Raw genomic sequence first — 11935 nt, forward strand, 5'->3', positions numbered from 1 at the left:
CAACGGTGTCTGCCTGACGGTGGTGGAACTGCCTGGAGATGGCTACGTGGCGGACGTGTCTGCCGAAACCCTGGCGATGACCACCATCGGCGATTGGTCGGTGGGTACGCCGGTCAACCTGGAGCGGGCGCTGACACCCCAGACCCGCATGGGCGGCCATCTGGTCTCCGGTCATGTGGACGGGGTTGGGGAAGTGGTCAGTCGCCATCCCGACGCCCGCTCCGAGCGCTTCCGGCTGCGGGCACCGCGGGAGCTGGCCAAGTACATCGCCCACAAGGGTTCGATTACCGTGGACGGCACCAGCCTCACGGTGAACCGGGTTGAGGGGGCGGAGTTCGAACTGAACATCGTGCCCCACACCCTTGAGAAAACGGTGATTGGCACCTATCAACCGGGAACCCGTATCAACCTGGAAGTGGATCTGATCGCCCGTTACCTGGAGCGACTGTTGCTGGGTGAAGGGGCCGCGGACGCCTGAGCGGTCTAAACTGGCATAATGACAACAGCAAAGCACGGCATTGAAATCATGGCATTGAACAGTATCGAAGAACTGATCGCGGATCTGCGTCAGGGCAAAATGGTCATTCTGATGGATGACGAGGACCGCGAGAACGAGGGTGATCTGCTGATGGCCGCCACCATGGTGCGGCCCGAGGATATCAACTTCATGGCCACCCACGGCCGCGGATTGATCTGCCTGACCCTGTCGGAGGAGCGCTGTCGCCAGTTGAACCTGCCGCTGATGGTGGATGCCAATAAGTCCGGTCACGGCACCAACTTCACCCTCTCCATCGAGGCGGCGGAAGGCGTCACCACCGGCATCTCTGCCGCCGACCGGGCGCGCACCGTGCAGGCGGCGGTGGCCAGCAATGCCCGCTCCCAGGATATTGTCCAGCCCGGCCACGTGTTCCCGCTGCGGGCCGAACCCGGTGGCGTGCTGAGCCGTGCCGGCCACACCGAGGCGGGCTGCGATATGGCCCGTATGGCCGGTTTCGAGCCGGCCGCGGTGATTGTGGAAATCATGAACGACGACGGCACCATGGCCCGTCGCCCGGATCTGGAAGCCTTTGCCCGCAAGCACAACCTGAAGATTGGCACCATTGCCGACCTGATCCACTATCGCCTGGTCACCGAGAAAACCATCAACTGCATCAGCGAGCGTCCCATCCAGACCCACTACGGTCAGTTCACTTTGAAGACCTATCTGGATGTTGCCCGCAACGAAAAGCATTTCGCCCTGGTGATGGGAGACGTGGCCAGCGGTGAAGCGCCGCTGGTGCGGGTGCATATCAACAAGTCCGCCCGCGATCTGTTTGCCATGGAGCCGAGTGAGGGATATCGCAGCTGGAGTCTGTCCCGGGCCATGGAAAAGGTCGCGGAGGAGGGCCGCGGGGTGGTGGTGTTCCTCTATTATCCCGAGACCGCCGACGATATCGACGCCACCGTGGACGAGATGCTGAATCGCGCCCCGGCCAAACCCCAGCCGGCCAGCGATGTGGTGTTCCAGCAGGTGGGTACCGGTTCGCAGATACTGATGGATCTCGGCGTGCACAAGATGCGCCTGATGAGTGCGCCGTTTCGCTTTACCGGCATTTCCGGTTTTGATCTGGAAGTGGTCGAATACATTAATTGTGATTAGTGCGCTGGGCCTTGCGGCCAGCCCTGCTACAGGGTTGCGGCAGTTCGTTTTGCAGTAGTAACCATAGAGAGATCGGAAAACAGCATGAGTGAATACCGGTCCGATGAGGGCAGTTTCAATGTCGAGGGAGCGCGGGTGGCCATTGCCGTGGCGCGCTGGAATGGCCAGATCACGGAAAGCCTGCTCAATGGCGCCCGGCGGGCGCTGTTGCGCCACGGCATTCCCGAGCAGGATATCGGCCTGTTCCGGGTGCCGGGGGCATTTGAGCTGCCGCTGGCCTGCAGCAAATTGGCGCAAAGCGGTGTTTACGATGCGGTGGTTGCCCTCGGCTGTGTGATTCGCGGCGGCACCCCGCACTTCGAGTATGTGTGCAGTGAGACCACCCGCGGCATCGGCGAGGTGGCCTTGCGGGAAGGATTGCCGGTGGCTTTTGGCGTGCTGACCACAGACACGTTGGCCCAGGCCCAGGAGCGCGCTGGCGATAATGCCGAAAACAAAGGGGAAGAGGCGGCGCTGACAGCGCTGGAAATGATCTCCCTGTTCCGCCAGCTATAGGAGCTTACTGTGTCACTGCCCTCAACCCGAAGAAAGGCGCGCCAGCTGTTGGTGCAGGCGCTGTATCAATGGCAGCTGTCCGGCTCCGACCTGCACAGCATCGAGGCGGAATTTTTCGCCGACAATGACATGCGCAAGGTCGACACGGCCTACTTCCGCGAACTGCTGCACGGCATTCCCGGCAAGCTCCCTGAAATTGATGGCGCCTATGAGTCCCACCTGGACCGCAAGTCCTCGGATCTGGACCCCGTCTCCCGCGCCCTGCTGCGGATGGGTTGCTACGAACTGTGTTTCCGCATCGACGTGCCCTACAAGGTGGCCATCAATGAAGCGGTCAATTTGGCCAAAAGCTTTGGTCCCACCGATGCCTACAAGTACATCAACGGTATTCTCGACAAGGTCGCCGCCGAGCGGCGCGCAGTCGAAGTCAAGGCCGAGCAGCGGCGCTAGCCTCCGGGCCATTCCGCATCGCGTTGATGACCATGTCGCTGAACGAGTTTGCGCTGATTCGCCAGTATTTCTCCACCCTGGGTGAAGGCCCGGGGGTGGTGCTGGCAGTGGGCGATGACTGCGCCCTAATGGAGGTTCCCGCCGGCCAACAACTGGCCGTGACAGTGGATACCCTGGTGGCGGGGGTGCACTTTCCGCTGGATGCTACCCCCGGGGATATTGCCTGCCGCGCGCTGCGTGTCAACCTCAGTGATCTCGCTGCCATGGGGGCGGAGCCGCGCTGGTTTACCCTGGCGCTGACCTTGCCCGAGGCGGATGCGGACTGGCTGGCGGCATTTTCGACTGCTCTGGCTGCGGAGGCGCGGACATTCCGCTGCGCCCTGGTGGGTGGCGATACCACCGCCGGCCCGCTGACCATTTCGATTCAAATGATGGGACTGGTGCTCGCTGGCGCGGCGCTGCGCCGGGATGGCGCACAGGCCGGAGACGGAGTCTATGTCACCGGTACGCTGGGAGAGGGGGCGGCGGCGTTGCAGTTGTTTGCCCCCGACTGCGGTCTTCCCGCTGAGGTCTGTCGACGGCTCGCCGGGCGTTTTTACCGGCCAGTGCCGCGCTTGGCAGAGGGTTTACAATTGCGCGGCCTCGCTTCCGCCGCCATCGATATTTCCGATGGCCTGCTGGCGGATCTTGGCCATATTGCCGAGTGCAGTGGTCTCGGCGCCGAAGTGCGGTTGCCGCTGCTGCCACTGGCGCCCTGGCTGCGGGCGGTATCATCGGCGGAGCAATTACAGGCGTGGGCACTGTCCGGTGGCGACGACTACGAACTCTGCTTTACCGTGCCGGCGCAACGGCGCCAGGCGGTGGATGCCATGATTGCGGCGGGCGACCTGGCCGCGACCTGTATCGGGCGGATGACCCCCGCCCCGGGTGTCTATTGCCTCGATGACGACGGCAATCTGCTGGCGATTGCCGGGACCGGTTACCAGCACTTTTAATGGCACCCAGATTGGACAGGTGAACCATGGATCATCGCATTAACCCCTCGTTTTCACAGCTGCTGAAAAATCCGGTGCACCTGCTGGCATTCGGTTTCGGCAGCGGCCTGGCTCCGAAAGGCCCGGGCACCGCCGGCACCCTGGTGGGCCTGTTGTTGTGGCCACTGCTGGCCTGGCTGCCCCTCTACGGCTACCTGGCCGCTGTGGTGCTGGCCTCGCTGCTCGGTTTTTACCTCTGTGGCAGGACAGCCCGGGACATGGGGGTGCACGATCACCAGGGCATTGTCTGGGACGAAATGGTCGGCTACTGGCTCACCATGACGGCGCTGCCGACATCCTGGTCCTGGGCGCTGGCCGGATTTGTGCTGTTCCGGCTGTTTGATATCTGGAAGCCCTGGCCGATTCGCTGGTTTGACCGCCATATGGGTGGCGGCGCCGGTATTATGATGGACGACCTGGTGGCGGGACTGTTTGCCTGGGTGATACTGTTTACAGTATGGCGGTTGGTGTTTTAAACCCGGTTCAGGGAGGGCGGACGATGAAGGGATTGCTCATTGCACTGCTGTTGGCGTGGAGCGCGACGACGGCCTGCTGGGCCGCCCCGGATATTCGGGTCCACGGCTTGTTTGGCGGCAGCGCCGTACTGGTCATCAACGGTAAGCAGCGGCTGCTGAAAAAGGGCCAGACCAGCCCGGAAGGTGTCACCTTGATTGAGGCTGACAGTCGCCAGGCGCTACTGGAGGTGGAGGGCAAGCGCATGAGTTTGGGACTCTCCGAGCATATTTCATCCAGCTTCAAGGCTGCGGAAGTCGCCGAGGTGAGAATCCCGCGGGCGGACAACGGCCATTACTTGGTCAGTGGTTTTATCAACGGCCGCCCGGTGGATTTTATGATCGATACCGGGGCCACCTCGATAGCCATGAATCTGCATCACGCAGAGCAGCTAGGGGTGAATTTCCGCCAGGGAAAAAAAAGTGTGGCCAGCACCGCCGGCGGCATGGTGAGTACCTACCAGGTGCCAGTGGATAAGCTGACTATTGGCAATATTACCCTGCACCAGGTGGAAGCTACCGTGGTGATCGGTGATTTCCCTTCCCAGGTGCTGCTGGGAAACAGCTTCCTGAGCCGGGTGGAAATGACCGAGGAAGAAGGGGTGATGGTGTTGCGAACGAAATTCTGATGAAAACCAGCTGCGCAGCCAGCACCTTGTTAAAAAGTGGCGCAAGTTGGTCAGTTATAGCCGATGGACGGCTGTGCCGCCTGCTGGCCTGTGCCGGCCGCCTCGCAGACGTTTTTCAGGCACCCGTTACCCCTTGTTTCCTATCGAAAATCCCGGCCTCCCTTTACTCGGGGTGTTTCCCGGCTAAAATAGCCACCCGCCTGATCTTTAGGAGTCTTGAGTGACCCTGCGTTTTGTTGAAAGCTCCAAGTTGCCTACCCGCTGGGGCGTATTTGATATTCACGGCTTTGAGGATGCGCAAAGCGACAAGGAGCATATTGCCATCTCCATGGGCGATGTCGCCGGTGGCGAGCCGGTCTTGCTGCGCATCCACTCAGAGTGCCTGACCGGTGACGCGCTGTTCAGTGTCCGCTGCGATTGCGGTGCCCAACTGGAAGAAGCCATGCGCCGCATTGCCGCCGAGGGTCGCGGGGCGATCCTGTACCTGCGCCAGGAGGGTCGGGGTATCGGTCTGATCAACAAGATCAAGGCCTACCACTTGCAGGATCAGGGGGCGGATACCGTGGAAGCGAACGAGCGGCTCGGCTTCGGTGCCGATATGCGGGATTACAGTATCTGCCGCTCTATGCTTGGCCATCTGCAGATCAGCAAGGTGAAGTTGTTGACCAATAACCCCCGCAAGGTGGAAGCGCTACAGCAACTCGGTATCGAGGTTGCGGAACGGGTTGCCCTGCAGACCGGCCGCAATCCGCACAATTTGTACTACCTGGCGACCAAAGCCGGAAAACTGGGCCACCTGTTCGACGAGCAGGATGAAGGCGAGGGGGATAAATAATGTTAGCCAAGCGAATTATTCCCTGTCTGGATGTGGACAAGGGGCGAGTGGTCAAGGGTGTACAGTTCCTCGACATCCGCGATGCCGGCGATCCGGTGGAAGTGGCGAAACGCTATAACGAGGAGGGCGCCGACGAAATCACCTTCCTCGATATCACCGCCAGCCACGAAGAGCGGGATACCATGATTCACACGGTTGAGCGCATGGCCAGCGAGGTCTTTATTCCCCTGACCGTGGGAGGCGGGGTACGCACCCTGGAGGATATTCGTGCACTGTTGAACGCCGGTGCCGACAAGGTCAGTATCAATTCCGCTGCGGTGAAAACCCCGGAGTTTGTCCGTCAGGCGGCCGAGCGCTTTGGCTCCCAGTGCATTGTGGTGGCCATTGATGCCAAACAGGTCAGTGCGCAAGGCGAGCCTCTCCGCTGGGAAATTTTTACCCACGGTGGGCGCAATGCCACGGGTATCGATGCGGTGGCCTGGGCCGTGCGCATGGCAGAATACGGTGCCGGTGAAATTCTGTTGACCAGTATGGACAAGGATGGCACCAAGAGTGGTTTTAACCTGCCGCTGACTCGCGCCATCAGTGATGCGGTGGATATTCCGGTGATTGCTTCAGGCGGGGTAGGTAACCTTCAGCACCTGGTGGACGGGGTGGTGGAGGGGAAGGCGGACGCCGTGTTGGCGGCCAGCATTTTTCACTTTGGTGAGTACACCATCGCTCAGGCCAAGGACTATATGGCCGAGCGAGGTGTCGAAGTGCGGCGTTGAGTTGTCACCCGGTTAGACGGCATAACGGGCGTTGGAGGTAAAGAACCCCAGCGCCTCCGGCCCCGCTTTCTGGGCAAACTCAATGTAGTCGGCTACCGCTTGTACAGCACCTTCCTTGGAATCAAAAGGCCCGACGGCAGCACCTTCACGTGTGGCGAAAAACCAGAAGTTGTGCAATTTGAAGAAGCGGTCGCTTCTGATGGTTGGCTTCTGGCCGCCATTTTCGCCGTCTCTTGGCATTCCCATGTCGTCTCCTCGTATAGATTGACGGATTTATCTTTCTTGTTTTACCTCCGCTGTAAACGCAGATTGTTTACATACCATTAACGTTAGAGCAACAATCTCCCTCAATTCAGCCCAATTTTTGCTAAAAAGTCAATTGTCCGGGTTTGCTCCGGATACCGTTGGATCTTCTGTATCGACCGTTTGGCGATTCGCCGCCGAGGTTGAGAAAATCTCAATTCCTTTTAGTAGGTTAAGGGCTTCGTAGAGTTGGTTGTCCTCCTGGGAAAGATCGGTTTTGCCCGCCTGTGGCTGGGTCTTCTCATTGGTCAGGTGGCCCGCCAGGTTGGCCTCCTTGATCTGCTCGCGGCTTTCCAGCAAGTGCACCTCGGCAGGTTGAACAACGATGTCGGGGTGGATGCCCTCTGCCTGGATAGAGCGTTTGGCCGGTGTGAAATAGCGTGCTGTGGTGAGCTTGATCCCGGTGTTATCGCCCAATGGAATGACGGTTTGCACCGAGCCCTTGCCAAAACTGCTGGTGCCGAGGACCAGTGCCCGGCGATGGTCCTGGAGTGCCCCGGCGACAATTTCTGCAGCGGAGGCCGAGCCCTCGTTGATCAAGGCGACCACCGGCTTGCCATTTAACAGGTCGCCGGGGGTGGCGTAGTACTTGGTGTTGGCGCTGGGCAGGCGGCCTTCGGTATAGACAACCAGGCCCTCTTCCAGCAGGACATCGGCGACTTCGATGGAGGCATTGAGGAGCCCGCCGGGATTGTTGCGCAAATCCAGCACCAGCCCTTTGAAATTGGCGTTGTCCTGCAGCAGTTTTTCCAGTGCTTCGCGGAACTCGGTACCGGTGTGTTCCTGGAACTGGGCGATGCGCACATAGGCAAAGCCGGGTTCCAGCATCCGGGCGCGGATGCTGTGCACCTGGATAATGTCGCGGATCACTTCGACCTCAAAGGGGCCGTCGCGATTTGGCCGCACGATGGTCAGGGTGAGCTTGGAGCCCTTGGGACCGCGCATGAGCTCGATGGCGTCGTTCAGACTCATGCCCTGGACCAGCTGGTCATCGAGTTTGATGATCAGGTCGCCGGCCTGAATGCCCGCCCGCTGTGCCGGCGTATCGTCGATGGGGGTGATGACCTTGATAAATCCGCCCTCCATGCCCACCTCGATGCCGAGGCCGCCGAACTCGCCGGTGGTGTGTTCCTGAAGGTCGGCGAAATCGGTTTCACTGAGGTAAACGGAGTGGGGGTCCAGACTGCCGAGCAGGCCGCTGATGGCCATCTCGAGTAGGGTCTTGTCATCGATTTCCTCGACATAGGCCTGCCTGATCTGATCGAAGGCCTGGGTAAAATGACGCAACTCCTCCAGGGGCATCCGCGCATCATCGGGCTGCTCGCCGGCGAAAGCCGAGGGGGTTCCTGTCAGCATTGCCAAGGTGATCAGCAGCGACTTGCTCAATGATTTCATGAAATGATCCTGGATTCAGTTAACTGGGGTTTACAACCATTTTACAGGCGGTGTCGGGCAATGCCTGCGGGTGCTATTGCCCGGTCCGGGGTTATCCTTTGCCGACGAGCCAGTATTTCGGATTGGTCGGCCTGCCATTATGTCGAATTTCAAAATAAAGTGCATGATCCCGCTGTCCACCACTGTTGCCCACCTTGGCGATGACCTCTCCGGCGCTGACCCAGTCCCCCGTGACTTTGAGCAACTCCCGATTGTGGGCATAGAGGCTCATATAGCCGTCACTGTGATCAACGATGACCAACAGGCCGTGACCGCGCAGGTAGTCGGAAAAAATAATACGCCCATGGTGAATGGCGTGAACATCCGCGCCCTCCCTGGCCTTGATCAGCCAGCCATTCCAGGTGATATCGGCGGTACGCGTGGCGCCGAAGTACTGGCTTAGCTGTCCGGAGACCGGCCACGGCAATTTGCCCTTGCGCCTGCTAAAGGGTTCCGTGCTCGTGGGCGGGGTCAGTTTGGCGAGGCTTTCCTCAAGGGCCTTGAGGACGGATTCAAGTCGTTTGCGCTCATTTTTAAGCTGCGCCAGTGATTGCTGGGAGCTGCTGATTTGGCGATCCAGCCGCATCAGCACCTCGCTTCTGACGCGCTGACTTTCAGCGAGTTTTTGCTGTTGTTCGGCCAGGCGGGTGCGATTGTCCGCCAGCGCCGCCTGTCGCTCGGCTATGCCCTGCTCAACAGTGGCCAGCTCTTCAATGGTTTTGCGGTACTGGGTAAGCTTTTCGGCGCGGGCGGCCAGAAAATAATCGTGGTACTTCAGGGCGCGGCTGACCTTGTTTGGATCTTCCTGGTTGAGCAGCAGTTTGATGGACTCCTCGTTGCCCAGCCGGTAGGCAGCGGAAACCTGGCTGGCGATCAGCCCCTGTTGATCCCGGCGGGATTGTTCAAGAGCGGTTTGCTGCTGCCGGAGCTGCTTTAACTCGGCGTCCAGTTCTGCGAGTTTTTGCTCGATCTGCCTGACCTGGCCGCTCAGTTCGGCGGCGGCCAGCTCGGTTTTTTTCAATTCCCTGGCCAGTTGTTGCTGTTCTTTGCTGTCGCCCTGAATGGACTGTTCGAGCTTGAGGATGTCCTTGCCGAGTTGCTGCAGTTTCTGGCGGTCTTCCTGCTCTGCGGCGCAGGCAACGGCAGTGACTGCCAGTAGCAGTGTCGCAACCAGTGCCCGCACAACGCCTGTCACAGCCGTGTCCGCCGCGGCTCCATTCAGTTGCTCAGTACCGCCAGGGAGTGCCCGGTCATTTCAACCGGTTGCGGCAGCCCCAGCAGGGTCAGCATGGTGGGGGCAATATCCGCCAGGGAGCCATCGCTGGCCAGGGTCAACTGTCGCCGCCCCACATAAATGAGTGGCACTGGCAGGGTGGTGTGCTGGGTGTGTACCTGGCGGGATTGTGGATCGTACATTTTCTCCACGTTGCCGTGATCGGCGGTGATCAGGCATTCGCCGCCATTGTCCTCGAGGGCCTTGAGCACTCGCGCCAGGCACTGGTCGACCACCTCCACTGCCTTGACGGCAGCATCGAACACGCCGCTGTGCCCGACCTGATCGCAGTTGGCGTAATTGCAGATGATCACGTCGAAATTGCCGCTGGCGATGGCGTGCACCAGGTTGTCGGTGAGTTCGCGGGCGCTCATTTCCGGCTTCAGGTCATAGGTGGCGACCTTGGGTGAGGGAATCAGGATGCGCTCTTCACCGGGGAACAGAGTCTCTTGCCCGCCGTTGAAGAAGAAGGTCACGTGGGCGTACTTTTCCGTCTCGGCGATGCGCAGCTGGGTCTTGCCCAGGCTGCCCAGGTATTCACCCAGGGAGTTGTGCAGGTTTTCCGGTGGGAATGCGCAGCTGGTCCGGATGTCCGCCGCGTATTCCGTGGTCATGACGAAGTCCGCCAATGCCGGATGCGCCGTGCGGGGAAAACCGTCGAAGTCGTCCTCGACAAGCGCCCTGGTCAATTCTCTGGCGCGGTCCGGGCGGAAGTTCATGAACAGTACCGCATCGCCATCCCGGATGGTGGCGGCCGGTTGTCCCGGCTCGGCGATCAGGGTGGGCAGCACGAACTCGTCGTTTTCGCCGCGCTGGTAGGCGGTGTGGAGCGCACTGAGAGGGTCGGCGGCACGGTGTTCGGCCTTGCCCAGGGTCAGCAGGTCATAGGCGGCCTGTACCCGGTCCCAGCGATTGTCCCGGTCCATGGCATAGAAGCGGCCGCAGATGCTGGCAATGCGGCCGCGACCGGTGGCTGCGAGCTTAGCTGCGGTCACTTGCAGGGATGACTCGGCGCTGCGCGGCGGGGTATCGCGGCCGTCGAGAAAGGCGTGTACGTAGATTTCCCCGGCGCCCCGCTGGGCGGCCATGTCGATCATGGCATTGATATGGGCTTCATGACTGTGCACGCCACCCTGGGACAGCAAGCCCAAAATATGCACTGCATGGTTCGAGCCCACGGCCTTGTCGATGGCCGCACAGTAGGCGGGGTTGGTAAAGAAGTCGCCGTCACTGATGGCCTTGTTGATGCGGGTGAAGCTCTGGTAAATCACCCGCCCGGAACCCAGCGTCATATGACCCACTTCACTGTTGCCCATCTGGCCGTCCGGCAGGCCGACGGCCAGCCCCGCGGTGTCGATAAAGGTGCGCGGGCAGCTCTGCCACAGTCGGTCGCGCACCGGGGTGTCGGCACTGTAGATGGCGTTGTATTCGGGGTCGTCGCTGTGACCACAGCCGTCGAGCACCAGCAGCAGCAGTGTTTTCTTGGATTCTGTCATGATTTCAATGGGGTGATGATGTCTGGGGTGAATAATGGGCGAATCTTACCTGCAAAGTGCATTCAGTGCCATTGGTGGTTCCTTGAGCAGATTGCGGTGTGTATACTTTTGCGGCTTTGCGGGGCCGGGCGGTCCGGACTGAACAGCTAAGAGGCGGGCTACAGTGGATTTTTTTGTATTTATCAGCGAACAGTGGATTCTGGTCAGCGTGTTGTTGGTGCTGATTTATCTGTTTGCCATTAATGAGCGCATCAAGAGCGGCAAGCCGATTTCTGTGCATGCCGTGACCCGCATGCTGAATTCGGAAGAGGCGGTTTTGCTCGACGTGCGCGACAGCAAGGAGTTCAAGAGCGGACACATTGCCGGCGCCCTGAATATTCCCCAGGCCAAGTTGCAGGACAAGCTCAGCGAGCTCGACCGATATCGGGAAAAGGTCATTATCGTCGCCGATAAGGTGGGGCAGCAGGCCGGCGCGGTGGGGCGCAAGTTACAGCAGCAGGGCTTCCAGGTGTTCCGGCTCACCGGCGGCATGATGGAGTGGCAAAACCAGAACCTGCCCGTCGTGAAAAACTGATATGGCTCGGGTCCGGATCTACACCACCCGGAGTTGCGGATACTGTGTCGCCGCCAAGAACCTGTTGGCCAATAACGGACTGGCCTATGAGGAAATTCCCGTCGATCGCGATCCCGCCCTGCGCCGCCAACTGGTGGTGATGAGTGGGCGGCACACGGTGCCGCAAATCTGGCTGGGTGAAATTCATGTCGGCGGTTATGATGATCTGCGCCGCCTGGAACAGCAGGGTGAACTCGACCGGATAATTGCCAGTCAGGACCAGTAGCTCCCGCACAGCCACGGCTGTATGCACCCTGGGACTTTCCGTACCAAACCTATTGATCTACAGAAGGCAGAAACATGACTGAAGAAAACACCCAAAACGCCGCTGCGCCCGGGAATAGGGAAAATGCCCAATTTGCCCTGCAGCGTATCTATCTCAAGGACCTGTC

The 11935-nt window shown here is 60.0% G+C and carries 15 protein-coding genes; 11 read left to right on the forward strand and 4 right to left on the reverse strand.

The genetic code is table 11. The features are described from left to right. The 9 genes from ABY948_RS07490 to hisF all read left to right on the forward strand — a co-directional run. The coding region (locus tag ABY948_RS07490; RefSeq protein ID WP_461481904.1) for a riboflavin synthase at positions 1-478 on the forward strand (478 nt) is incomplete at its 5' end. A 48-nt stretch (positions 479-526) separates the two neighbouring features. Then, positions 527-1639, forward strand: a complete 1113-nt coding sequence (gene ribBA, locus ABY948_RS07495; RefSeq protein ID WP_461481916.1) for a bifunctional 3,4-dihydroxy-2-butanone-4-phosphate synthase/GTP cyclohydrolase II — start codon at positions 527-529, stop codon at positions 1637-1639. 84 nt (positions 1640-1723) lie between these two features. Further along, the gene (gene ribH / locus ABY948_RS07500) at positions 1724-2194 is read left to right on the forward strand and encodes a 6,7-dimethyl-8-ribityllumazine synthase (RefSeq protein ID WP_461481905.1); all 471 of its coding nucleotides are present in this window, start codon (positions 1724-1726) and stop codon (positions 2192-2194) included. A gap of 9 nt (positions 2195-2203) precedes the next feature. After that, a complete protein-coding gene (nusB, locus tag ABY948_RS07505) occupies positions 2204-2644 on the forward strand; it encodes a transcription antitermination factor NusB (protein WP_461481906.1) in 441 nt (146 codons plus the stop codon). 32 nt (positions 2645-2676) lie between these two features. Then, a complete protein-coding gene (gene thiL, locus ABY948_RS07510) occupies positions 2677-3639 on the forward strand; it encodes a thiamine-phosphate kinase (protein ID WP_461481917.1) in 963 nt (320 codons plus the stop codon). Positions 3640-3665: 26 nt separating this feature from the next. Beyond that, positions 3666-4154, forward strand: coding sequence for a phosphatidylglycerophosphatase A family protein (locus tag ABY948_RS07515; protein ID WP_461481907.1), 489 nt, complete (start codon positions 3666-3668; stop codon positions 4152-4154). Between the two features lie 23 nt (positions 4155-4177). Further along, on the forward strand, positions 4178-4819 hold the full coding sequence (locus ABY948_RS07520; RefSeq protein WP_461481908.1) for a retropepsin-like aspartic protease family protein: 642 nt from the start codon (positions 4178-4180) through the stop codon (positions 4817-4819). Positions 4820-5039: 220 nt separating this feature from the next. Next, positions 5040-5654, forward strand: a complete 615-nt coding sequence (gene ribA, locus ABY948_RS07525; RefSeq protein WP_461481909.1) for a GTP cyclohydrolase II — start codon at positions 5040-5042, stop codon at positions 5652-5654. Then, positions 5651-6424, forward strand: a complete 774-nt coding sequence (gene hisF, locus ABY948_RS07530; RefSeq protein WP_461481918.1) for an imidazole glycerol phosphate synthase subunit HisF — start codon at positions 5651-5653, stop codon at positions 6422-6424. The genes ribA and hisF overlap by 4 nt, the downstream gene beginning before the upstream one ends. Before the next feature lie 12 nt (positions 6425-6436). Here hisF and ABY948_RS07535 read toward each other — a convergent pair whose 3' ends face one another. From ABY948_RS07535 to gpmI, 4 genes are all read right to left on the reverse strand, one after another. After that, positions 6437-6670: a DUF6316 family protein gene (locus tag ABY948_RS07535; protein WP_461481910.1), complete on the reverse strand. Its 234-nt coding sequence runs from the start codon at positions 6668-6670 to the stop codon at positions 6437-6439. A 129-nt stretch (positions 6671-6799) separates the two neighbouring features. Beyond that, positions 6800-8122, reverse strand: coding sequence for a S41 family peptidase (locus tag ABY948_RS07540; RefSeq protein WP_461481911.1), 1323 nt, complete (start codon positions 8120-8122; stop codon positions 6800-6802). Positions 8123-8213: 91 nt separating this feature from the next. Continuing rightward, complete coding sequence (locus tag ABY948_RS07545) at positions 8214-9356, reverse strand: murein hydrolase activator EnvC family protein (protein ID WP_461481912.1); 1143 nt, start codon at positions 9354-9356, stop codon at positions 8214-8216. A gap of 23 nt (positions 9357-9379) precedes the next feature. Continuing rightward, on the reverse strand, positions 9380-10930 hold the full coding sequence (gene gpmI / locus ABY948_RS07550) for a 2,3-bisphosphoglycerate-independent phosphoglycerate mutase (protein ID WP_461481913.1): 1551 nt from the start codon (positions 10928-10930) through the stop codon (positions 9380-9382). 163 nt (positions 10931-11093) lie between these two features. Here gpmI and ABY948_RS07555 point away from each other — a divergent pair, with 163 nt between their 5' ends. Further along, positions 11094-11504: a rhodanese-like domain-containing protein gene (locus ABY948_RS07555; RefSeq protein WP_461481914.1), complete on the forward strand. Its 411-nt coding sequence runs from the start codon at positions 11094-11096 to the stop codon at positions 11502-11504. Between the two features lies 1 nt (position 11505). Continuing rightward, a complete protein-coding gene (gene grxC / locus ABY948_RS07560) occupies positions 11506-11769 on the forward strand; it encodes a glutaredoxin 3 (protein WP_461481915.1) in 264 nt (87 codons plus the stop codon). The last annotated feature ends 166 nt before the right edge of the window (positions 11770-11935 follow it).

Source organism: Porticoccus sp. (assembly GCF_041592135.1).
Taxonomy (GTDB): domain Bacteria; phylum Pseudomonadota; class Gammaproteobacteria; order Pseudomonadales; family Porticoccaceae; genus Porticoccus.

Coding starts and splice junctions, on each gene's coding strand:
- ribBA (WP_461481916.1), top strand. CDS start 527: ATGGCATTGAACAGTATCGAAGAACTGATCGCGGATCTGCGTCAGGGC.
- ribH (WP_461481905.1), top strand. CDS start 1,724: ATGAGTGAATACCGGTCCGATGAGGGCAGTTTCAATGTCGAGGGAGCG.
- thiL (WP_461481917.1), top strand. CDS start 2,677: ATGTCGCTGAACGAGTTTGCGCTGATTCGCCAGTATTTCTCCACCCTG.
- ABY948_RS07515 (WP_461481907.1), top strand. CDS start 3,666: ATGGATCATCGCATTAACCCCTCGTTTTCACAGCTGCTGAAAAATCCG.
- ABY948_RS07520 (WP_461481908.1), top strand. CDS start 4,178: ATGAAGGGATTGCTCATTGCACTGCTGTTGGCGTGGAGCGCGACGACG.
- ABY948_RS07535 (WP_461481910.1), bottom strand. CDS start 6,670: ATGGGAATGCCAAGAGACGGCGAAAATGGCGGCCAGAAGCCAACCATC.
- ABY948_RS07540 (WP_461481911.1), bottom strand. CDS start 8,122: ATGAAATCATTGAGCAAGTCGCTGCTGATCACCTTGGCAATGCTGACA.
- gpmI (WP_461481913.1), bottom strand. CDS start 10,930: ATGACAGAATCCAAGAAAACACTGCTGCTGCTGGTGCTCGACGGCTGT.
- grxC (WP_461481915.1), top strand. CDS start 11,506: ATGGCTCGGGTCCGGATCTACACCACCCGGAGTTGCGGATACTGTGTC.